This window comes from Promicromonospora sp. NPDC050262 (assembly GCF_040655935.1).
In the GTDB taxonomy this organism is placed as follows: Bacteria; Actinomycetota; Actinomycetes; order Actinomycetales; family Cellulomonadaceae; genus Promicromonospora.
The window spans coordinates 91,521-113,357 of the sequence record NZ_JBFAKX010000012.1; the positions used below are offsets into that span (position 1 = coordinate 91,521).

20 protein-coding genes are annotated in these 21,837 nt (G+C 72.9%); 7 read left to right on the forward strand and 13 right to left on the reverse strand.

Features of this window, described 5'->3' with window-relative positions; translation table 11 throughout:
* Nucleotides 1-70 precede the first annotated feature (70 nt).
* The 4 genes from AB0I29_RS18460 to dapA all read right to left on the reverse strand — a co-directional run bounded on the left by AB0I29_RS18460 (nucleotide 71) and on the right by dapA (nucleotide 4,440).
* Nucleotides 71-727: a DUF998 domain-containing protein gene (locus tag AB0I29_RS18460; protein ID WP_357484102.1), complete on the reverse strand. Its 657-nt coding sequence runs from the start codon at nucleotides 725-727 to the stop codon at nucleotides 71-73.
* Between the two features lie 99 nt (nucleotides 728-826).
* Nucleotides 827-1,537 (reverse strand): DUF4328 domain-containing protein, encoded by a 711-nt coding sequence (locus AB0I29_RS18465; protein ID WP_357484104.1) that lies wholly within the window; start codon nucleotides 1,535-1,537, stop codon nucleotides 827-829.
* Between the two features lie 215 nt (nucleotides 1,538-1,752).
* On the reverse strand, nucleotides 1,753-3,438 hold the full coding sequence (locus AB0I29_RS18470; RefSeq protein ID WP_285104997.1) for a ribonuclease J: 1,686 nt from the start codon (nucleotides 3,436-3,438) through the stop codon (nucleotides 1,753-1,755).
* Between the two features lie 33 nt (nucleotides 3,439-3,471).
* Nucleotides 3,472-4,440, reverse strand: coding sequence for a 4-hydroxy-tetrahydrodipicolinate synthase (gene dapA, locus AB0I29_RS18475; protein WP_357484107.1), 969 nt, complete (start codon nucleotides 4,438-4,440; stop codon nucleotides 3,472-3,474).
* 109 nt (nucleotides 4,441-4,549) lie between these two features.
* On the opposite strand from dapA, the gene AB0I29_RS18480 reads away from it, so the two are divergent.
* The 7 genes from AB0I29_RS18480 to AB0I29_RS18510 all read left to right on the forward strand — a co-directional run bounded on the left by AB0I29_RS18480 (nucleotide 4,550) and on the right by AB0I29_RS18510 (nucleotide 10,341).
* On the forward strand, nucleotides 4,550-6,022 hold the full coding sequence (locus tag AB0I29_RS18480; protein ID WP_357484109.1) for an NAD-dependent succinate-semialdehyde dehydrogenase: 1,473 nt from the start codon (nucleotides 4,550-4,552) through the stop codon (nucleotides 6,020-6,022).
* 103 nt (nucleotides 6,023-6,125) lie between these two features.
* Nucleotides 6,126-6,938, forward strand: a complete 813-nt coding sequence (locus AB0I29_RS18485; protein ID WP_285105003.1) for an AzlC family ABC transporter permease — start codon at nucleotides 6,126-6,128, stop codon at nucleotides 6,936-6,938.
* Complete coding sequence (locus tag AB0I29_RS18490; RefSeq protein WP_020016801.1) at nucleotides 6,935-7,255, forward strand: AzlD domain-containing protein; 321 nt, start codon at nucleotides 6,935-6,937, stop codon at nucleotides 7,253-7,255. Before AB0I29_RS18485 ends, AB0I29_RS18490 begins: the two co-directional genes overlap by 4 nt.
* Nucleotides 7,256-7,378: 123 nt before the next feature.
* Nucleotides 7,379-7,882: a GNAT family N-acetyltransferase gene (locus AB0I29_RS18495; protein WP_357484113.1), complete on the forward strand. Its 504-nt coding sequence runs from the start codon at nucleotides 7,379-7,381 to the stop codon at nucleotides 7,880-7,882.
* Nucleotides 7,883-7,985: 103 nt separating this feature from the next.
* Nucleotides 7,986-8,453 carry a hypothetical protein gene (locus AB0I29_RS18500; RefSeq protein ID WP_357484115.1) on the forward strand — a complete coding sequence of 156 codons (468 nt, stop codon included), beginning with the start codon at nucleotides 7,986-7,988 and terminating at the stop codon, nucleotides 8,451-8,453.
* A 44-nt stretch (nucleotides 8,454-8,497) separates the two neighbouring features.
* On the forward strand, nucleotides 8,498-9,046 hold the full coding sequence (locus AB0I29_RS18505; protein WP_357484117.1) for a GNAT family N-acetyltransferase: 549 nt from the start codon (nucleotides 8,498-8,500) through the stop codon (nucleotides 9,044-9,046).
* The gene (locus AB0I29_RS18510; protein ID WP_285105010.1) at nucleotides 9,043-10,341 is read left to right on the forward strand and encodes an MFS transporter; all 1,299 of its coding nucleotides are present in this window, start codon (nucleotides 9,043-9,045) and stop codon (nucleotides 10,339-10,341) included. Before AB0I29_RS18505 ends, AB0I29_RS18510 begins: the two co-directional genes overlap by 4 nt.
* A gap of 9 nt (nucleotides 10,342-10,350) precedes the next feature.
* Here the strand turns inward: AB0I29_RS18510 and AB0I29_RS18515 are convergent, their stop codons facing one another.
* The 9 genes from AB0I29_RS18515 to AB0I29_RS18555 form a co-directional block, all read right to left on the reverse strand.
* A complete protein-coding gene (locus tag AB0I29_RS18515) occupies nucleotides 10,351-10,794 on the reverse strand; it encodes a tetratricopeptide repeat protein (protein ID WP_285105305.1) in 444 nt (147 codons plus the stop codon).
* Between the two features lie 98 nt (nucleotides 10,795-10,892).
* Complete coding sequence (gene dapB, locus AB0I29_RS18520) at nucleotides 10,893-11,666, reverse strand: 4-hydroxy-tetrahydrodipicolinate reductase (protein ID WP_285105011.1); 774 nt, start codon at nucleotides 11,664-11,666, stop codon at nucleotides 10,893-10,895.
* An 89-nt stretch (nucleotides 11,667-11,755) separates the two neighbouring features.
* Complete coding sequence (locus AB0I29_RS18525; protein WP_357484122.1) at nucleotides 11,756-13,084, reverse strand: pitrilysin family protein; 1,329 nt, start codon at nucleotides 13,082-13,084, stop codon at nucleotides 11,756-11,758.
* Nucleotide 13,085: 1 nt separating this feature from the next.
* Nucleotides 13,086-15,332, reverse strand: a complete 2,247-nt coding sequence (locus AB0I29_RS18530; protein ID WP_285105015.1) for a polyribonucleotide nucleotidyltransferase — start codon at nucleotides 15,330-15,332, stop codon at nucleotides 13,086-13,088.
* Nucleotides 15,333-15,554: 222 nt separating this feature from the next.
* A complete protein-coding gene (gene rpsO, locus AB0I29_RS18535) occupies nucleotides 15,555-15,824 on the reverse strand; it encodes a 30S ribosomal protein S15 (RefSeq protein WP_020016810.1) in 270 nt (89 codons plus the stop codon).
* Between the two features lie 191 nt (nucleotides 15,825-16,015).
* On the reverse strand, nucleotides 16,016-17,941 hold the full coding sequence (locus AB0I29_RS18540; RefSeq protein ID WP_357484126.1) for a heme peroxidase family protein: 1,926 nt from the start codon (nucleotides 17,939-17,941) through the stop codon (nucleotides 16,016-16,018).
* A gap of 117 nt (nucleotides 17,942-18,058) precedes the next feature.
* The gene (locus AB0I29_RS18545; RefSeq protein ID WP_357484129.1) at nucleotides 18,059-19,627 is read right to left on the reverse strand and encodes a DUF6297 family protein; all 1,569 of its coding nucleotides are present in this window, start codon (nucleotides 19,625-19,627) and stop codon (nucleotides 18,059-18,061) included.
* The gene (locus tag AB0I29_RS18550) at nucleotides 19,624-20,304 is read right to left on the reverse strand and encodes an ABC transporter ATP-binding protein (protein WP_357484132.1); all 681 of its coding nucleotides are present in this window, start codon (nucleotides 20,302-20,304) and stop codon (nucleotides 19,624-19,626) included. Before AB0I29_RS18550 ends, AB0I29_RS18545 begins: the two co-directional genes overlap by 4 nt.
* A gap of 47 nt (nucleotides 20,305-20,351) precedes the next feature.
* Nucleotides 20,352-21,785, reverse strand: coding sequence for an ATP-binding protein (locus tag AB0I29_RS18555; protein WP_357484135.1), 1,434 nt, complete (start codon nucleotides 21,783-21,785; stop codon nucleotides 20,352-20,354).
* Between the last annotated feature and the right edge of the window lie 52 nt (nucleotides 21,786-21,837).

A 21,837-nucleotide genomic window follows, 5' to 3' on the forward strand; every position in this document is an offset into this window, starting at 1 on the left:
TCGTGACCGGCCGGGCCCACCGGGCCGGCCGGTCACGACGGTCGGCACTGCCGGTGGACCCAGCTGCCGGTCAGCGACGCGCCACGTCCGGGTGGGGCACCGTCCGGTACAGCCGCACGGAGGCCAGCAGGAGCCAGGCGAACCCGGCCACCACGGCCAGCCACAGCCCGCCCATGCCCGCGGTACCCAGCGCGACGCCGCCCGCGAAGCCCACGAGGACCACGACGCCCGCCACCCGGGACCAGACCGCGGCCCGTCCCTCGCCCCGCCGGGCGAACCACCCGCCGAGCAGCAGCGCCGCCACCCCGAGCGAGACGAACCCGACGCCGCCGAACGCGAGGTGCAGGATGCCGGAGGTGCCCGGCGTCGTGGCGCCGTCCTGGCCGGGCGGGAACCCGGGCATCGGATCCGGCGGGAAGACTGCGCTCGCGATCATCGCGGCGCCGTAGATCCCCACGGCGATCCCCGTGCCACGGGCGTGCGCCCGCACCATGCCCACGCCCGCGACCAGCACCATGAGGCCGCTCAGCGCCAGGTTGGTGACCTGCATCCAGCCGAGCTCGCCCAGCATGAGCGCGCTGAGCGGGTGCCGTGTGAAGTCGAAGCCGTCCCGGGTCAGCGCCAGGGTCAGCCCGACCACCAGGTAGAACGGCCCCGCCACCACGCCCCAGCCGAGCATCGACCGCGTCACCGCGGCCGCCGTGTCGAACTCCGTCTCCTGTGCCATCTCGTCCTCGCAGGATCACCGCGCCGGCCCGATGCCGACGTCCTTCCCAGGTAGACGGCCGGCGCGCCAAGACTGAGCGCCCCGCCCGAACCCGAAGCGCTATACGTGTCCCTGCGCCGCCGCGACGTGCGCCCGCTGAGCCACGGTGAGCTCCCGGACGATCCGGAGCCAGCAGACGAAGGCGATCAGCAGCGTGACCGCCGTGATCACCTCGAATCCGGGCAGCAGCGCGCCGTCATCACCACGGAGCGTCACCTGCGTGCTCTGGTAGCTGAAGAAGTTCGCGATCAGCCAGGTCGACCACCAACCAGCGAGGCCGGACGACTCGCGAATGGTGCTCCGTCGGATATCTCGGACCACCTGGTAGGGGAACCACAAAGACACGATCGGGACCACCCAGCCGAGCCACACCCACACGGGGCCGCGCTGGTGGTGGTAATAGGGCTTCACGACGACCGCGAACTTGCGGCTCTCGTTGAGCCACAGGCAGGAGACGATGAAGGCCGCGAGCATCACCGCCGCGAGCAGTCCCGATACGGCGTCGTACGCCGTGTAGACGTCCATCGGGTCGGCGGCGCCCGTGTATGCCTCCGCTGCGTCGAACGAAAGCACGGTCGCGAGGAGCTGGCCGGCCAGGAAGACCGACGAGAGCACGACCACCGCGGTGGCGAGGCCCTCGGGAACCCGCAGCCTCCGCGCCTGGTTCAGGCTCTGGTAGGCGTCGTACAACGGTGTGGCACTCGGCATCACCGCGCCGTGCGGCATGGCGTCCTCGGGAGGTGGGGCGTACGGGTCGAAGGACTGCGTCATGGGTGGTGCCTCTCGGATGCGTCACGAAACACCCGAACGCTAGCTGCGTACCACCAAGGCGCTGAGCGAAAAAGCGGGTGATCTTCGGGCATCTCGCCCTGGCCCGCAGACAAGAGAACGGGCGGGGTAACGCTGAGCTCGCATAGCTAGCTCAGCGTTACCCCGCCCGAGGAGTGCTGCCCACCCGGCCGGCCCGAGGGCCGACCGGGTCCCGATCACGCTTCGACGACCACCGGGACGATCATCGGCTTGCGGCGCAGCCGCGTCGCCACATAGCGCCCGATGGTGCGGCGCATGATCTGCTGCAGCTGGTGCGTGTCCGTGGCCCCGCCCGCGATCGCGTTCTCCAGCGCCGCGGTGACCTCCGGCATCACCTTGTCGAACACCGAGGCATCCTCGGCCATACCTCGCGCCAGCACCTGCGGCGGTGCCAGCACCTTACCCGTCGCCGTGTCGATCACGGCGAAGACTGAGACGAAACCCTCCTCGCCCAGGATCACGCGGTCCTTGAGCTCGGCGTCGGTGATCTCGCCGACCGAGGAGCCGTCGACGTACACGTACCCGCAGGGCACGGCGCCGACCACGGAGGCCTTGCCGTCCACGAGGTCCACGACCACGCCGTCCTCGGCGAGCACCACACGGTCGGCCGGCACGCCGGTCCGGACCGCGAGCGCCCCGTTGGCCACGAGGTGGCGCACCTCGCCGTGCACCGGCATGACGTTCTTGGGCTTGAGGATGTTGTAGCAGTACATGAGCTCGCCGGCCGAGGCGTGCCCGGAGACGTGCACCTTGGCGTTGCCGCCGTGCACGACACGCGCGCCGAGGCGGGTCAGCCCGTTGATGATGCGGAACACGGCGTTCTCGTTGCCCGGGATCAGCGACGAGGCCAGGATCACGGTGTCGCCGTACTCGACCTGCACCTTGTGGTCGCCGTTGGCCATGCGCGATAGCGCCGCCATCGGCTCGCCCTGCGAACCGGTGGACATGTAGACGATCTGGTCGTCGGGCACCGAGTCGGCCTTCTTCAGGTCGATCAGCACGCCCGGCGGCACGTCGAGGTAGCCCAGGTCGGCGGCGATGCCCATGTTGCGCACCATGGAGCGCCCCACGAGGGCGACGCGGCGGCCGTGGGCGTGCGCGGCGCGCAGCACCTGCTGCACGCGGTGCACGTGGGAGGAGAACGACGCGACGATGATGCGCTTGTCGGCGTGCGCGAACACGTTGTCGAGCACGGGGCCGATCTCGGCCTCGGGCGTCACGAAGCCCGGCACCTCGGCGTTGGTGGAGTCCACCATGAAGAGGTCCACGCCCTTCTCGCCGAGGCGGGCGAAGGCGCGCAGGTCCGTGATGCGACCGTCGAGCGGCAGCTGGTCCATCTTGAAGTCACCGGTGTGCAGCACGGTGCCGGCGGCGGTGGTGACCGCCACGGCGAGCGCGTCCGGGATGGAGTGGTTGACCGCGACGAACTCGCAGTCGAAGACGCCGAGCTTCTCGCGCTGCCCTTCCTTCACCTCGAGGGTGTAGGGCTTGATGCGGTGCTCCTTGAGCTTCGCCTCGATGAACGCGAGCGTCAGGCGCGACCCCACCAGCGGGATGTCCTTGCGCAGGCGCAGCAGGTACGGCACGGCACCGATGTGGTCCTCGTGGCCGTGCGTCAGCACGATCGCCTCGATGTCGTCGAGACGGTCCTTGATGTAGTCGAAGTCCGGCAGGATCAGGTCCACGCCGGGCTGGTTGTCCTCGGGGAACAACACTCCGCAGTCGATGATCAGCAGCCGTCCGGCATGCTCCAGGACCGCCATGTTGCGTCCCACCTCGCCCAGGCCGCCGAGGGCGACCACACGCAGACCGCCTTCGGGCAGTGCTGGGGGCAGGGACAGTTCGGGGTGAGGATGACTCACGTGGCCTCCAAGGCCTCGTTCCAACAGAAAGTTTCAGTGCCCGGCGGAGCTCGCCTGAGCGAGCTCGTTCACCTCGGGCTGGTGTGCGGTGTCGCCGGCGCGCAGCAGGCCGGCCTCGGCCAGCACCGCGCGCAGTGCGGCGACCTCGTCGTCCGTCGCGGCGACGTTCGGCAGACGCAGGAAGCGGTTGTCCGTGACGCCGAGGATCTCGACCGCCGCCTTGGCCATCACGGCCTGGGCGCCCGCGCCGTTCAGCGCGTCGATCACACCGGTCGTGGTGCGGAAGACCTCGATCGCCCCGGCGATGTCGCCGGCGTCGAACCGGCGGACCGTCTCCGCGAAGTGAGCGCCGACCACGTGGGCCGACACGGACACGATACCCGCACCGCCGACACTCAGGAACGGCAGCAGCAGGCCGTCGTCGCCGGAGTACCACGCCAGGCCGGTCTCACCGATGAGCTTGCTCGCCGCGTAGACGTCGCCGGTGGCGTCCTTGTTCGCGACGATCCGGGGGTGCCGGGCCAGGCGCCGGTAGGTCTCGGGCGCGATGCGCACCACGGTGCGGCCGGGCACGTCGTACAGCATCACGGGCAGGTCGGTCGCGTCGGCGACGGCCACGAAGTGCTGGTAGAGCCCCTCCTGGCTGGGCCGCGAGTAGTACGGCGAGACGACGAGCAGGCCGTCCGCACCCGACTCCGCGGCCTGCTCGGCCATGCGGATCGCGTGCACGGTGTCGTTCGAGCCGGCGCCCGCCACGACCGCGGCACGGTCGCCCACGGCCTCCACGACGGCGGCGACGAGCTCCTCCTTCTCGGGGGTGTGCGTCACGGGCGACTCGCCGGTGGTGCCGGACAGGACGATGCCGTCGTTGCCGTCGTCCACGAGCTTCTTCGCCAGCTTGACCGCTGCCTTCAGGTCCACGGCGCCCTCGGGCGTCATCGGGGTGACCATGGCAGTCAGGACCGCGCCGAACGGGCGCGCGGGATCAGTGGGAAGAACCATGGCCCTACCGTACCGTTCTCCGCCCCGTCACCGGGCTTGTGGCCGCCGACCCGCCGGGCCGTTCCACGCGGGGTCCCGACGCGCTTGCGCCGACATGGATACTCGGAATATGACGGCGACGACGCTCTCCCCCGCCCTCGTGGCGCACCTGCCCACCGGACTGCTCATCGACGGGCACTGGGGCCCCGCGTCCGGCCGCGCCACGTTCGAGGTCACCGACCCGGCGACGGCCCAGCCCATCTTCGACGTCTCCGACGCCACCCCCGAGGACGCCGTGCGCGCCCTCGACGCCGCCCACGCCGCGGCCCCCGCCTGGCGCGCCGTGGCCCCGCGCGAACGCTCCGAGCTGCTGCGCGCCGTCTTCGAGCGCCTGGTGGCCCGCGCCGACGACATCGCCGCGCTCATCACCGCCGAGGCGGGCAAGCCGCTGGCCGAGGCGCGCGCCGAGGTGGTCTACGGCGCCGAGTTCCTGCGCTGGTTCGCCGAGCAGGCGGTGCGCGCCGACGGCCTGGTGCGCACGGCACCGTCGGGCGGCAACAAGCAGTACGTGAGCCGCCGGCCCGTGGGGCCGTCGCTGCTCATCACGCCCTGGAACTTCCCCATCGCCATGGCGACCCGCAAGATCGCGCCCGCGCTCGCGGCGGGCTGCACCGTGGTGGTCAAGCCGTCCGAGCTCACCCCGATGACGACCCTGCTGGTGGCGGAGATCATCCGCTCCGAGGCCGAGCGGCGCGGGCTGCCGACGGGCATCGTCAACGTGGTGCCGACCACGCAGGCCGGCGCGGTCACCGCGCCCCTGTTCGACGACCCCCGCCTGCGCAAGGTCTCGTTCACCGGCTCCACCCGCGTGGGGCAGGTCCTGCTGGCCCAGGCCTCGAAGAACGTGCTGCGCAGCTCCATGGAGCTGGGCGGCAACGCACCCTTCGTCGTGTTCGAGGACGCCGACCTCGACGCCGCCGTGCAGGGCGCGCTGATCGCCAAGCTGCGCAACGCCGGCCAGTCCTGCGTCGCGGCCAACCGGTTCCTGGTGCACGACGCCGTCGCGCGCACCTTCGCGGACAAGCTCGCCACCGCGGTGGGCGAGCTCGTGACCGCCCCGGGCACGCAGCCCGGCGCCCAGGTGGGCCCGCTCATCAACGAGGCCGCCGTCGAGAAGGTCTCGGGCCTCGTGGACGACGCCGCCGCGCACGGCGCCCAGGTGCTCACCGGCGGCTCCCGCCTGGAACGCCCCGGCCACTTCTTCGAGCCGACGGTGCTCACCGGCGTCAGCGGCGACGCGCGGGTCGTCACCGAGGAGATCTTCGGCCCGGTGGCCCCGATCGTGGCCTTCGGGTCCGACGACGAGGCGTACGAGCTGGCCAACGGCACCCCGTTCGGCCTGGCCGCCTACGCGTACACGACGTCGCTCGCGCGGGCCCAGCGCGCCATGGACGAGATCGAGGCCGGGATGATCGGCATCAACCGCGGCCTGGTGTCCGACGCGAGCGCCCCGTTCGGCGGCGTCAAGGCCTCCGGCCTGGGCCGCGAGGGCGCCGAGGCGGGCATGGAGGAGTACCAGGAGACGGTGTACGTGGCGCTGTAGCGGGCAGCGCACGGCCCGCGCGGCCGGCGTCGCGGCCCGGGCGGCGGCGTCCGGCCCGCGGGCGCCGTGCCGGGCCGGTCCGGTGACCACGTAGCCTCACCACGTGAAGGTCCTTCCCACCGACCCGGCGGCCCGGGCCGCCGTCCGCCAGGGAGTGAGCGTCTCCGTGGCGACCGGCCTGTACGGCATCTCGTTCGGCGCCCTGTCCGTCGCGGCAGGCGTCGGCCTCGGCCCGACCATGGCCCTGAGCCTGCTCATGTTCTCCGGCGGCTCGCAGTTCGCCCTCGTCGGCGTGATCGGCGCGGCGGGCACGCCCGTGGCCGCGATCGCCACCGCCACGCTGCTCGGCCTGCGCAACACCCTGTACGGCGCGGTGGTCTCGCCGCTGCTCCAGGTGCGCGGCTGGCGCCGGCTCGCGGCCGCGCAGGTCACCATCGACGAGTCGACGGCGGTCGCTGTGGCCCAGCCGGACCACGCCACGTCCCGGATCGGTTTCTGGGTCACGGGCATCGGCGTCTACGTGCTCTGGAACGCGTTCGTGCTGCTCGGTGCGCTGGCCGGCGACGCCCTGGGCGACCCGCGGGCCTGGGGGCTGGACGCCGCGGCTGCCGCCGCGTTCCTCGCCCTGGTCTGGCCCCGGCTGGCGCCGCGCCGCGCACAGCTCGTGGCCGGGCTCGCCGTCGTCGCCACCACGGCGCTCATCCCGTTCGTGCCGCCGGGCATCCCCGTGCTGGCGGCGGCCGCCGTCGCGATCGTCGTGGGGCTGGTCGCACCGGCGGCGCCGACGTCGGTGGCGCCGCAGGCCGACGGTGCGCCGTCGGCCGTGCCCGGCGACGCGTTCGCCGACGACGTGCCCGCCGACGAGGCGTCGACCGACAGCCCCGAGAACGAGACCGACCGGGAGCCCGCCCGATGACCACCGCCGCCCTCTGGACCACCGTGCTCGTGGCCTCGCTGGCCTGCTTCGCGCTCAAGCTCGGCGGGCACCTCGTGCCGCGCTCCTGGCTCGCCTCGGAACGCGTCTCCCGCGTCACCACGCTCGTCACGGTGGCGCTGCTGGTCTCGCTCGTCGTGGTCCAGGGCTTCGCCGACGGCCGCACGCTCGTCGTCGACGCCCGGGTGCCCGCGCTCGCGGTCGCAGCCCTGGCCCTCGCCCTGCGCGCCCCGTTCATCCTGGTGGTGGTCCTGGCGGCGGCCACGGCCGCGGGCCTCCGCGCCCTCGGCTGGGGCTGACCGCCCCGGGCCACGGCCCGGCCCACCGGTGTTGACCACAGTGGTTCCTGCCACGGGCAGGCCGGCTCCGGCAACAGCTGCTGTGGTCGACGCCGCCCCCACGGCGGGCGCTAGGGTTCTGTGATGGCCCTGTTCCGCGAGACCGCAGACGTGTCCGTCCGCCCCGCCGTCGCCGGTGACGAGTCGGCGGTGACCGACGTGCAGGTCGCGTCCTGGCGTGCGACCGGCGTGCTGGGCGAGGGGGTGCTCGAGGCGCTCGACGTGCCCGCCATGCGCGAGCGCTGGGCCTCGGCGATCACCGCGCCCCCCGGGCCGGGGTTCGCCGTGCTCGTGGCGCTCGCCGGGCCCAAGGTGGTCGGGTTCGCCGCCGTCTCCCCCGGCCAGGTGCTCTCGCTCGAGGTGCTGCCCGAGGCACAGCGCGGCGGGCACGGCTCGCGGCTGCTGGCCGCCGCCGTCGACCGGCTCCGCGCGGACGATTCCGAGACCGTCACCACGTGGGCACTGGTCGACGACACGGCTCGCGCCGCCTTCCTGAAGGCCAGCGGCCTCGGCGAGGACGGCCGCAGCCGTACGCTCGCGACGGGCGTGCGCGAGGTCGTCGAGCACCGCTGGTCCGCCCAGATCTGACGTCGTCCCGGCACGCGGCGCATCCTGCCGTGTTCAGCAGGCGAACTCCAGGTTTCACGCCCGCGTGACAGTCCCGTGACACGGCCTTGCGACCATCGGCGGCATGGGGATTCGCACGGAGTACTTCGCAGCTCCCACCGACGAGGTGGCGGCGACGGCGCTCCACGCGCCCGGCGGGCCGTCCGAGCCCGACCTGCGCACCGACCAGCCGCGGTTCGACTCCGTCGCGGTGCCGGCCGTGGACCCGTTTGTGATGCTCGGCGGGCTGGCCGGTGTGCTGTCCGGCCGCCCGTACGCGGAGGTCACGGCGCACCCGCGCCACGGTGCACTCGTCGGCAGCGGCGGCGAGGAGGGGCCGTGGATCGTGACGGTCGCCCAGACCCTCGTGGACGACCTCGCCTCCGCCGGCCCGACCCGGCTCGCCGAGGCCGCCCGTGAGTGGTCCGGCACGACGACGCCCGCCGTGTCCCCGCAGGCCCTCGTCACGGCGCTGCTCTCCCTCGGGGCGCTCGCCGCCCGCGCGGCCGACGAGCGGCTCGGGATGTACTGCTGGACGAGCCTCACCGACTGACCGACTGACCGAAGGAGCACCGCCGCGCCGGGTACCGTCGCACCGTGACCGACTCCCTCGACACCCGCCCCGTCGTCGTCCGGCGGGTCGAGCCTGACTCCCCTACCGCCGGACTGGTCGCCCTGCTGACCGCCTACCACCTGCGCACGGAGGAGGAGAAGGGCGTGCCCGTCACGGACAAGGCAGCCCTGCCCGCCCGCTACCGGGCGGAGATCGACGACCCCCGCTCCGCTTTCGCCGACGACGTCGTGCTGCTGGCGCACAGCGGCGACGCCGCCGTCGGATGTCTCGTGGTCACCACGTCCGCCGACGGGCGCGCCGAGCTGAAGCGGGTCTGGACCGACCCCGGGCTGCGCGGCCGCGGTGTGGCCTCGCGGCTCGTCGGCGCGGCGCTGGACCACGCGGCCGACGCCGGCCTCGGCACGGTCGCGCTCTCCGTCTGGCGGTGGCGGGTCGGCGCCATCGGCCTGTACGAGAGGCTGGGCTTCACCGTCGTCGAGCCGTGGGACGAGCGGGAGGATCTCGTCTGCATGGAACGCAGCGTGGAAACATGGCGCGACCCGGGCCGCCGAGGTGCTTCACTTTCCCGGTGAACCGCACCCGCAACCCGCTCTGGCGGACCTTCGTCGAGCTCCGTGGCAACCCTCGCGCCTGTGTGTGGACCGAGCCGCTGTGGGGGCTGTCCATGGCCCTGGTGCTGCCCTACGCGTCGGTGTTCATGCTGGCCCTGGGCCTGCACGACGAGCAGATCGGCCTGCTCGCGACCATCGCCATGATCTCCCAGGTCGGCTTCGGGCTGGCGGGCGGCATCATCACCGACCGGCTCGGGCGGCGCGCCACGACGGCGTGGTTCGACGTGATCGCCTGGGTGATCCCGTGCCTGCTGTGGGCGTTCGCCGAGAACTTCTGGTTCTTCCTCGCGGCGTCGCTGGTGAACGGCGCCCTGCAGGTGACGCAGAACTCGTGGGACTGCCTCATGGTCGAGGACGCCGAGCGGGGCCAGATCACCCGGATCTACTCGCTGGTCAAGGTCGCGGCCGACTGCTCGGCGCTGTTCGCGCCGCTGGCCGCCCTGCTGGTCGCCCAGCTCGGCCTCGAGCCCGCCGTCCGCATCCTGTACATCAACGCCGCGATCGTGATGACGGTGAAGATCGTCTGGCTCTACCTGTGGTCGAAGGAGACCCGGCAGGGCGAGGTCCGCAGGGCCGCCACCCGCGGGCACAGCGTGTGGCGCCTCCTGGCCGGTTACCGCGGGGTGCTCGGGCTGCTGCTGCGCTCGCGCGGGTCGCTCCTGGCGCTGGCCGTGGCCGCGCTGACGGCGGCGGTCACGCTCGTCAACGGCACGTTCTGGCAGGTGGTGGCGAGCCAGCACCTGAACGTGCCGGACGCGCTGCTGCCCTTCTTCCCGATGGTCCGCTCGGTGCTGTCGGTGGTCTTCTTCTTCACGCTCATCCCGCTGCTGACCACCGCCGTGGACCTCCGGCGCGCCACGCTGCTGGGGTTCGGGGTGCACCTCGCCGGGCAGGTCGTGCTGGTCGCGATCCCCGCGTCCGGTGGGGCGGCGACGGCGTCGACGTACGCGTTCCTCGGCCTGTGCCTCCTGCTGGACAGCTTCGGCGCGGGCATGCTGTTCATGCTCTCGGAGTCCCTCGTGGCGCTGCACGTGGACGAGGCCGAGCGGTCACGCGTGATGGCGATCCAGCGCACGTGCATCATGCTCGCCGCGGCGCCGTTCGGCTGGATCTCCGGCTGGCTGTCCGGGATCGACCGCACCTACCCGTTCATGCTCACGTCGGTGCTGCTCGTCGCCGGGCTCGTGCTCGTGGCGGTGCGCTGGGTGCCGACGCACCCGGGGGTGGAGGCCGCACCGGCGTCCGAGGCCGCCTGACGCCGGACGTCAGGCGGTGCGGAACAGGCGCGACGCGCGCCGCAGCGCCTCACGGGCGCGGCGGCGGTCGCCCGACGCGTCGTAGGCGAAGGCCAGGTGGTACCAGGCGCGCCAGCTCTCGGGCGACGCCTCGACGGCCGCGCGGTACGGCCCGAAGGCCTCGTCGGCCGCGGACCGGTCGATGCGCCCGCCGGGCGAGCGCGGGAGGTCGTCCACGGGGAGGTCGCCCTCGGCGAACAGCGTGTCCGCCATGCGCTGGACGGTCGCCGCGAGCCAGTACTCGCGCGCGATCAGCCCGATGACCAGCAGCGGGATGATCAGTACGCCCAGGCCGATGGCGATCAGGACCGGCTCGCCCGTGCGCATCATCGAGACGCCGCGGCCCGCGATCTGCCACACGTACAGCGCGAGCAGCGCCGTCACGGCGATGGCCCCGGGCAGTCCCCGGGGCAGCCTCCGGCGCGAGGGCGGCGGCGTCGGCTGCGACGACGACGGCGTCGGCTGCGACGACGACGGCGTCGGCTCGCCCGAGCGCTCCGGCACGGGCTCGCTCACGACAGGTCCAGCACGTTCTCGAGGCCCACGGTCAGCCCGGGGCGGGACACCACGGAACGGATCGCGAGCAGCACGCCCGGCATGAACGAGGCCCGGTCGAACGAGTCCTGCCGGATCACGAGCTGCTCCCCCTCGTTGCCGAACAGGATCTCCTCGTGCGCCACGAGCCCGCGCAGCCGCACGGCGTGCACGCGCACCCCGTCGATATCGGCGCCCCGGGCCTCCCAGCCCGTCTCGGTCGCGTCCGGCGACGGGCCGCGGCCGGCCTCGGCACGCGCCCGGGCGATCGCGGCGGCGGTGTGCCGGGCGGTGCCCGACGGCGCATCCACCTTGTTCGGGTGGTGCAGCTCGACGACCTCGGCCGACTCGAAGTAGCGCGCCGCCTTCGCGGCGAACGTCATGGCCAGCACCGCAGAGAGGCCGAAGTTCGGGGCGATGAGCACGCCGAGCGCGCTCGTGCTGCCCCGGCCCCCGGGCGACAGCTCCGCGAGGTGCGCCGAGACCCGCGCGCGGGCGGCGTCGTCCCATCCCGTGGTGCCGACCACGGCGTGCGCGCCGGCGTCGAGCACCGCGTGCACGTTGGCCTCGGTGACCGCCGGCACGGTGAAGTCCACCGCGACGTCGGCCCCGGCGAGGGTCTCGGCAGAGACGGTGTCGCCGCGCCCGAGCCGGGCGACGAGCTGGAGCCCGTCGGCAGCCTCGACCGCGGCGCAGGCCTGCGTGCCCATGCGCCCGGTCGCCCCGAGCACGGCCACCTTGATGTCACTCACGATCTACACCCTAGTTCCTCGGTGAGTGCTGGATCTTCGCCCTTTTTCGTGTGCCAGAAGGGCGAAGATCCCGCACTCAGCGGTGCGGTTCAGTTGTCGAACGGGCCCACGCGGACCACCGAGCGCGGCCGCGCCGCGAGGTCCTGCGCCAGGTCCTGCACGTCGGCGGCCGTGACCGCCTGGATGCGGTCGAGCGACTCGGCCAGCGACAGCAGGTCGCCGTACACGAGCTCGGCCTTGCCCAGGCGGCTCATCCGCGACCCGGAGTCCTCCAGGCCGAGCACCGTGCCGCCGGAGAGCTGCCCCACGGACCGCTTGAGCTCGGCCTCGGTGATGCCGTCGTGCGCGAGCTTCTCGAGCTCCTCGACCAGCAGCTCGGTGACCTGGTCCGCCTTGGCGGACGCGCAGCCCGCGTACAGGCCGAACGTGCCGAGGCCGCCGTGCGCCGAGGCGAACGAGTACGTCGAGTACGCCAGGCCCCGCTTCTCGCGGATCTCCTGGAACAGCCGCGACGACATGCCGCCGCCGAGCACCGCGTTCAGCACGGACAGCGCGAACCGCCGGTCGTCCGTGGCCGAGATGCCGGTGGAGCCCACGATGATGTTGGCCTGCTCGACGGCGCGCTTCACGGTCAGCTCGGCGCCCATCTCGGGTACACCGGCCCGGTCCTCCGTGGAAGGGCGGCGGTCGCGCGGCCGCGTCGCGGCGTCGAGCTCCCAGCCGCCGTCGGTCAGGGCCTGGGTCACCTGCTGCACGAGCTTGTCGTGGTCGATGCCGCCCGCCGCCGTGACGACCAGGGTCTCCGGCCGGTAGTTCCAGCGGTAGTGGTCCCAGACGGCGTCACGCGGGACGGCGTTGATCGTCTCCGGCGTGCCGCCGATCGGGCGGCCCAGCGCGTGGTCGCCCAGGACGACGGCGGAGAACTGCTCGTGCACGACGTCGGTCGGGTCGTCGTCGTTCATCGCGAGCTCTTCGAGGATGACGCCGCGCTCGGTCTCGAGCTCGTCGGTGTCCAGCCGCGCGGAGGTGACCATGTCGGAGATGACGTCGACCGCCATCGGCAGGTCGGAGTCCAGCACCCGCGCGTAGTAGCAGGTGTGCTCCTTGCCGGTGGCCGCGTTGGCCTCACCGCCGACGGCGTCGAACGCCTCGGCGATGTCCATCGCGGACCGGCGTGCCGTGCCCTTGAAGAGCAGGTGCTCCAGGAAGTGCGTCGAGCCGAAGTGGCCGTCGGTCTCGTCCCGCGAGCCGACGCCGATCCAGGCGCCCACCGTGGCCGAGCGCTGGCCCGGCATGTTCTCGGTGAGCACACGGACACCGCCGGGCAGGACGGAGCGACGGATCGTCGCGCCGTCCTGCCCGGCGGTCAGCTCGGCACCGGGCTCGCCCGTGGGTACGAGCGGCAGGTGCCACGTCATGTCAGGCTTCCGCGGGTGCAGCAGCCTCGGCGGCCGGCTCGGCGGCGTCGGCCTTGGCCGACTCCTCCTCGTCGGTGACGGCGACCAGCGAGAGCTTGCCGCGCGGGTCGATCTCGCCGATCTCGACCTGGACCTTCTGGCCGATGGACAGCACGTCGTCGACGTTCTCGACGCGCTTGCCACCCACGAGCTTGCGGATCTGGCTGATGTGCAGCAGTCCGTCCTTGCCCGGGGACAGCGAGATGAAGGCGCCGAACGACGTCGTCTTGACGACGGTGCCGACGAACCGCTCGCCCACCTCGGGGACGTGCGGGTTGGCGATCGCGTTGATCGCCGCGCGGGCGGCCTCGGCCGAGGGGCCGTCGGTGGCACCGATGTACACGGTGCCGTCGTCCTCGATGGAGATGTCCGCGCCCGTCTCCTCCTGGATCTGGTTGATCATCTTGCCCTTGGGCCCGATGACCTCGCCGATCTTGTCGGTCGGGACCTTCACCGTGATGACGCGCGGGGCGTTCGGGGACATCTCGTCCGGGACGTCGATCGCCTCGGCGAGGACCTCCAGGATCGTGAGGCGGGCGTCGCGCGCCTGGCCCAGGGCGGCCGCGAGGACCGACGCCGGGATGCCGTCGAGCTTGGTGTCGAGCTGGATGGCGGTGACGAACTCCTTGGTGCCGGCGACCTTGAAGTCCATGTCGCCGAACGCGTCCTCGGCGCCCAGGATGTCCGTCATCGCGGCGTAGCGGGTCTCGCCGTCCACGGTGTCGGACACGAGGCCCATGGCGATGCCGGCGACCGGGGCGCGCAGCGGCACACCGGCGTTCAGCAGCGACAGCGTGCTCGCGCACACCGAGCCCATGGAGGTCGAACCGTTCGAGCCGAGCGCCTCGGACACCTGGCGGATCGCGTAGGGGAACTCCTCGCGGCTCGGCAGGACCGGCACCAGGGCACGCTCGGCGAGCGCGCCGTGGCCGATCTCGCGGCGCTTCGGGCTGCCCACGCGGCCCGTCTCACCGGTCGAGTACGGCGGGAAGTTGTAGTTGTGCATGTAGCGCTTGCGCGTCTCCGGACCGAGCGAGTCGATCTGCTGCTCCATGCGGAGCATGTTCAGCGTGGTGACACCCAGGATCTGGGTCTCGCCGCGCTCGAAGATGGCGGAGCCGTGCACGCGGGGCAGCACCTCGACCTCGGCCGAGAGGGTGCGGATGTCCGCGAGGCCACGGCCGTCGATGCGCACGCCGTCGGTCAGCACGCGCTGGCGCACGAGCTGCTTCTGGAGCGAGCGGAACGCGGCCGACAGCTCCTTCTCGCGGCCCTCGAACTGGCCGTCGAGCTGCTCGTGGACGGTCGCCTTGATGCCGTCGAGCGTGTTCTCACGCTGCTGCTTGTCGGCGATGGTCAGCGCGTCGCGCGTCGGCGCGGCCACGGCCGCCTCGACGGCGGAGTACGCGTCGGCCTGGTAGTCCGGGAAGAGCGGGAACTCCTGCGTCTCCTTGGCGGACTGGCCGGCGAGCGCGGCCTGCGCGTCGCACAGGGCCTTGATGAACGGCTTGGCCGCCTCGATGCCCTCGGCGACGACCTCCTCGGTCGGCGCGGCGACGCCCTCGTTCTTGATGAGGGTCCACGCGTCGTCCGTGGCCTCGGCCTCGATCATGGCGATCGCGACGTCGTCACCGACGACGCGACCGGCCACGACCATGTCGAAGACCGCGCGCTCCTTGTCGGAGTACTTGGGGAACGCGACCCACTGGCCGTCGATCAGCGCGATGCGGACGGCGCCGACCGGGCCGTCGAACGGCAGGCCGGAGATCTGGGTCGACGCCGACGCGGCGTTGATGGCCAGCGTGTCGTAGGCGTCGTCCGGGTGGATCGCCATGACGGTGATGACCACCTGGACCTCGTTGCGCAGGCCCTTGACGAACAGGGGGCGCAGCGGGCGGTCGATCAGGCGGCAGGCCAGGATGGCCTCGGTCGAGGGACGGCCCTCGCGGCGGAAGAACGAGCCGGGGATACGGCCCGCGGCGTACATCCGCTCCTCGACGTCCACCGTCAGCGGGAAGAAGTCGAACTGGTCCTTGGGGTGCTTGCCGGCCGCGGTGGTCGACAGCAGCATGGTCTCGCCGTCGAGGTACGCGGCGACGGAGCCGGCGGCCTGCTTGGCGAGGCGTCCGGTCTCGAACCGGACGGTGCGGGTGCCGAAGCGACCGTTGTCGATCACGGCCTCGGCGAACTGGATCTCGGGACCCTCCACGGGTGCCCTCCTTCTCTCGGTGTTCTCTTGGAACGCCCCCGTGCCCGACGGTCATCGATCGAGGCCCACCGAGCCGCCGCTCGCGTAGAGCGGAAGAGACTCGGGAAGCCACTACCGAGGACCGGACGAGGTCACGGGCGGCGCGGTTGAGTTGTCGTACTACAGCATCTCACCAGACCAGCCCGGCCCCCGCGACGGGGGCCGGGCTGGTGGGAAGCATGATCAGCGACGCAGGCCGAGCTTGTCGACCAGGGCGCGGTAGCGCTCGATGTCGATCCCCTTGAGGTAACCCTGGAGACGACGGCGCTGACCCACGAGGAGCAGCAGACCACGACGGCTGTGGTGGTCGTGCTTGTGCTCCTTCAGGTGCTCGGTGAGGTCCTTGATGCGCTGCGTGAGGAGCGCGATCTGCACCTCCGGCGAACCCGAGTCGCCCGGCTTGGTTCCGTACTCGGAAATGATCTGCTGCTTGGTGGCAGTGTCGAGCGGCATGGCTCTCCTTCGGTGTTGTTGCGCGGTGCTCCGGGACTCATTCACCGGGGCGCTCTGGATCCGCGGCCGTTCTGACGGCGGTACCACATTACCAGTGCTGAGCGCCCCCGCCCGACTCGGGCCCCGAGACCTCCACCACGTGTCAGACGTCCAGGTCACCCGGGTGACCTGGACGTCTGACACGGACGAGCTCACGCGCCGTCGTGGCCCGCGTAGCCGTCGCCGTTGCGGCGGAAGAGCGGGAGCCCCGCGTCGTCCTGCCCGATCGGGAAGACCCCCGCAAAGGCCAGGAGGTCCGAGATCGTCGTGATGAGGCGACGGTCCTCGAACCGGACCCCGTACGCCGGCGTCCAGTCGCGACCGGGGCGCCGCAGGAACGACTCGTCGTCCAGCCGCAGCAGGTAGACGAACGTCTCCGCCAGGATCCGGCTGCCCACCTCGCCCAGGAAGTTGCCGTTGCCCTGGACCTCGGCCTCCTTGAGCACGTAGTACCAGAGCGGCGTGCCGTCCAGGGCGTCGAGCGCCGCCACCACCTCGGGTGACGCGTTCTGCCGCAGCTGCGTGGGCGTGAGCGGGCGGGCGCGCAGCTCCTTGGCCACGGCCTCCCCCGTCGGGATCGCCAGCATGTAGCCACGCAGCAGGTTGCGCTGCGCGAGCTGCTTGAGGAGCGCCTTGATCGGCTCGGCGGCCGTGTTGCCCTCGTTCAGCAGGTGGCCCAGCCCGTCCGCGAGGAACGGGTCGATCTTGCGGGCCATGCGGAACGCCAGGGGGTCACCCTTGTCGGTCAGCCGGGGCCACTCGACGGGCCAGTTCGACGGCAGCACCGGCGACGGGTTCGCGGGGTTCGGCGACAGCCCGCCGTTGCCGGTGAACTGGAACAGCTGGTCCAGCCTGGCCACCCCGCCCGGGCCGTTCCCCGTGAAGTTGACGTTGAAGTCGTAGGCGCCGCGCACCATCGAGTGCCCGAACCGGAACGCCGCAACCGCGAACTCCAGCGGCATCGACACCCGTCGCGCGGGACGGAACAGCGTGGGCCCCGTGGCCAGGACCGAGTCCAGCACACCGGGCTTGGTCAGCGTGCGCAGGTAGTCGTTCACCACCAGCCACTGGTAGTGGAACCGGACGAGCTGTTGCGCCCGGTCGAACAGCTCGCGCTGGGTCGTGGCAGACCACGGCTCGTGCTCTGCCACCCAGTCCACGACGGCGTTGTGGAACCGGATCATGGCCACGTGGAACTGCGCCACGATCAGGTTCTCGTCGTTCCGGCTGTCCGGGATGAGCGGCATGCGCTCGCTGCCCACCTCGGTGCTCCGCGGCAGGTCGCGCTGCGGGTCGTCGCCAGGGGCCACGAGCGAGAACGGTCCGAACGGCTCGGTGCCGATCCGGCCGAGCCGCAGCTTGGCCGACTCCGGTACGTAGGCCGCCTCGCTGCGCGTCGTGCCGCGGTCCTTCTCGCCCGCGAACCGCGGCCCCGAGCCGTACAGGCTGTCCAGGTCGAGCAGCGGGACGCGCCCGTTGTGCAGGCTGCGGCGCACCACGTCCGGCGTGAACACGCGGAAGGGGTCGTTCACGATGTCACCCAGCGCCTGGTCGCCGCGCGGGCCGCTGTCGTCGTCCGGACCGTTCGTGTTGAGCGTGATGTCGTGGTCGATGAACTGGCCCCAGTACGTGTAGATGCTGGGGATCGTGGAGTCGCGCGGCGGCGCGGCCGGCGCCGGCGGCGCTCCCGGGGCCGGGGCCGGCGCCGGAGCCGGCGCCTCGATCATGCCGGCGCCGAGCCGCATGAGGGCGTCCCGGGTGCCGGCCACGCGGTCGCCCACGGGCAGGTGCGCGTCCGGGAACTCGCGGGCGAGGTCGCGCAGCAGGTAGTCGAACGACGTCGTCGCGTCGAACCGGTGCTCCCGCAGGTCGCGACGCACTGCCGCCTCCGTGCGCGGCATGAGGGTGGCCGTGCTGTCTCGCGGGTCCTCCGGAGCGTCCGGGTCGGCGGGTACGAACACGCCGCCGTGGCCGATCCGTCGGACCGTGCGGCCGGCCGGCGTCTGCGCCAGGTCGACCGCCTCGTGCGGTGAGTGGTTCGGGTCGCCCTGCGGCGGCGCCTGGGTGGGCTGGACCATGGGTCTCTCCTTGCTGGGGGTGACGGCCTTCCACCAGAGACGGAGTGACGCGGGTCACAGCCACGTACACCCCGGCACGTGAATGCTCGCTGGCCTGGGCGAACGGCCGGCGCGATGTCAGCGCGCCGCGCGCCAGACCGCCGCGGCGGCCGCCACCACCTGCGCGACGACGAGCGCCGGCGTCACGCCCGTCACGACGGACAGCGCGAGCGGGAGGGTGCCCAGCAGCGCCACGTCCGGCCCCTTGAGCTGGTGCAGCACCAGCCCTGTGGGGAGGGCGCCCGCCGCGGTGGCGATCATCGGCACGTCCCAGGGCACCGGCCCACGGTAGGCCGCCCGGACGGCGGCGGCCCCTAGCACGACGGCGGCGGGCGCGACCACCGCCAGCCACGCCCCGCCCCCGCTCACGACCGCCACGAGCAGCAGCACGGCGGCCGCGGCGAGCACCGGCCACACCGTGCGGACGGCGCGGGTGGCCCGGGCGCCCAGCGGCACCAGGGCGTCCAGCCGCGGGTTCTCCCCGGCCGCGCGCGGCCCGCCGGCGCCCGCGAGCGCTCCCGCGTACCCCACGCCGGCCAGCACGGCCCAGAGCCCGATCCCGTCGGCGAGCGCGGGTACCTGCACGGCCACGGCACCGGCGGATGCCAGCGCGAGCAGCGCGGCGAGGGCGGCCGGCGAGCGCAGCAGGAGCGTGGCGTCCGCCGCGAGCAGGGCGCCCGCCGGGCCGCGCGCGGTGCCGGGCAGCCAGGCGAAGGTGCGCGCCGCCGTCGGCCCGCTGCCCAGGGCGCGGCTCACGCCGCCGCCGTCGAGCGACAGGAGGGCGGCGGAGGCCTGCATCGCCGCCGACGCGCGGGCGCGCAGCTCGCCGGCCCGGAGCCGGTCCAGGCCGCGCACCCAGACCACGAGGGTGCCGACGCCGGCGGCGGCCAGCGCCGCGGGCACGCCCCACGGCACGGTCCAGGCGCCCCATGCGGGCGCCCAGAGCGCGAGGCCGAGGCCGGCCACCGGTACGGCGGCGAGCAGCAGGTCGAGCACCCGTCCCGGCAGGCGGCCCGACGTCGCCCCGCTCACCTGGAGCGCGCCGGTACCCGCGACGACGAGCAGCCCGAGGGCTGCGCCGAACGCCGCGTCCAGGCCGATCCCCGCGAGGCCGACACCGGCCAGCACCGCGGGCGCGCCGCCCACGACGAGGCCCGCGCCGACCCCGGCGAGCAGCGCGCGGACCACCGAGGGTGAGGTGAGCCCCGCCCGGTCGGCGGGCGTCGGCGCCCACCAGCGCACGCCGGCCGCGGGCAGGCCCGCCGGGCCGAGCCGCAGCGCCACGGCCGTCCCGGCCACCGCCGCGAGCGCGAGCACGAGGGCCTGGATCAGGCCGGGCCCGAGTCCGAACGCGGTCGCGTCGGAGCCGAGCAGCTCCCGCACCGGGCCGCCGAACCCCCACAGGTACAGGACGACCAGGGCGAGCGAGATCGCCACCTCGGCGACGTCCAGCGCCACCCGGCCCGGTTCGGCCGGGAGGTTGTGCGCCCGCACCCGCGCGGTCAGCCGGCGCAGCTCGGCGCCGGTGAGGCTCTCCTCGTCGGTCGCGGCGAGCCGCGGGAGCCCATCCGCGCGCGCGGCAGTCACGGACCGCGCGGCCGTCCCGGAGGAGGCGGCGGTGCCGGCGTCGGGCGCCTCGCCCGTCACCGGAAGCCCGCCAGCACGCCCGGCGCCTCGGCGGGCTCCAGCAGCACGGCGTCGTCGTCGGACAGGAGCACCGCGCTCGCGCCGGTCGCGGCCAGGAGCCGGTCGTCGTGCGTCGCGAACAGGACCGCCGTTCCGGCCTCCGCCTCGGCGCGCAGCGTGTCGCCCAGCCGGGCCCGCATCGCGGTGTCGAGGCGCTGCTCCGGCTCGTCGAGCACGAGCAGGTCACGCGGTCGCACCAAGGCGCTCGCCAGCAGGAACCGGCGCCGCTGCCCGGACGAGAGGGTGTGCGGCATGGCGCTCGCGCGCTCCGTGATGCCCACGTGGTCGAGCACCCGGTCGGTGACGGCGCCGGCGTCCGGCACGCCGTGGCCGCGCGCGGTGAGCACGAGGTGCTCGCGGACGGTCACGCCGGGAAAGAACGCGTCGTCGTCCAGCACGCCCGCGACGCGGGCGCGGAACCGCCGCTCCCGCTCGTCCACGGCCCGGCCGAACGCGCCCACCGTCCCGGACAGCGGCTCCTGCAGGCCGAGCACGGTGCGCAGCAGGGTGGACTTGCCGGTGCCGTTGGCGCCGATCACGGCGACGATGTCGCCGGCCCCCAGCGTGAGGCTCACGGGCGCGCAGACGGCGTTGCCGCCGTACCCGACCACCAGGTCGGACAGCTCGAGGTACGTCATGTCCACCTCAACGCGCGAGCGGCCGGAAGATCTCCCGCCGTCGGGCCTCACCTCCAGGCCGCGACGATCTCCTCCGGTCCCCAGTGCGCCGCCAGCGGAAGACCGGCGTCGAAGCCGCTCCGGGCGACGGCGACCAGGGGCGTGTCCTCGTCGGTTCCCGGCACGACACCACGTGCGCGGGCGAGCTCGTCCAGCTCGTGCCGTCCGAATGTGTCGGCCTCGTACCACTTCACGGAGCCGATGAACTCGACCCGTCGTGCTGTCGGAGCACGGTCGGCACCGACCAGGTCCACCTCCGGGTTGTTCTGCCTGTTCCACCATCCGCCGACAGCCTCGACGTCCGGCCATCCGGAGCCGAGCAGGATCCGCATCAGCGACTCCCGGACGAGCGGCTCCACCGCCCTGCCACGCCACGTGCTCCACGATCGCTCGATGCGGTCGAGGGCCAGGTCCCCACGCCCCCGCTCGACGAGCGGGATGGCGCGGCGCAGGAAGGCGAGCCAGAAACGCAGGTAGGGATCCCCGAGGCGGTACCGCTTGTTCTTCGTGTCCGACGACGTCGACAGCGGGAGGTCGGTCTCGACGATCCGCTTGGCCTCCAGCGTTCTGAGCAGGGGGTTCAGGGTGCCGGCCGGCAAGGTTCCCGAGCTCCCTGCCGCGGCGGCGATGGCCGAGAACGTCCGCTCGCCGTCGCCCACGGCCTCCAGGATCGCCCTGCTGCGCGAGGACTCCGGGAACTCGCCGAGCAGCGAGAGCTCGCCGGCGACGAGAAGCGGCGAGAGCGGGTCGCCGAGCGCGCCGCGGAGGAACTCGACCCGTGGCTGGCCGGATGCCCAGGTCCGGACGATCTCGGGGAATCCACCGGTGATCAGGTGCGCGTCGATCGCGTCGGCGGCGCTCAGGCCTGCCATCGCCTGGACGTCTGCCGGATTCAGTGGCGCGATGTCGATCTTGGTCGCACGTCCGAAGAACGGTCGGCCGTAGGTCTGCAGCGCCTCCATGACCGACAGGTCGCTGCCGATGAGGAGGAGCAGCACGGGCTTCTGCGACAAGTGCTGGTCCCAGACCGTCTGGAGTGCCCCCTCGAACTCCGAGTCCTGCTCGACCAGCCAGGGCACCTCGTCGAGGACGACGACTGTCGGCCTGTCGCCCGGCAGTACCTCGGCGAGCGCGCGGAGCGTGCCGTTCCAGTCCGGTGGGCTCAGGTGCGCGAAGATCTCAGGCACGTGCAGGCTCGACTGGGTGAGCGTGGCGAGGAACTCTCGCCGCTCGGCCATCGCGTTGCGCCCCCGCGTCGCCTGGAACACGAGATAGTCACGTCCGCTGCGATCACAGAACTCCTGCGCCAGACGCGACTTACCGACGCGCCGCCGGCCGGTCATGATCAGCGCCTTGCCTCGCGTCGTGCCCGTCCCTGCCTCGACACCGTCCAGCAGACCCGCGAGCTGGCGCAGGTCCGAGTCGCGTCCGCGAAACTCCATGCCGCCTCCGCAAACTAAGATCGGATCTTACTAAGATTGAATCTTAGTTTAC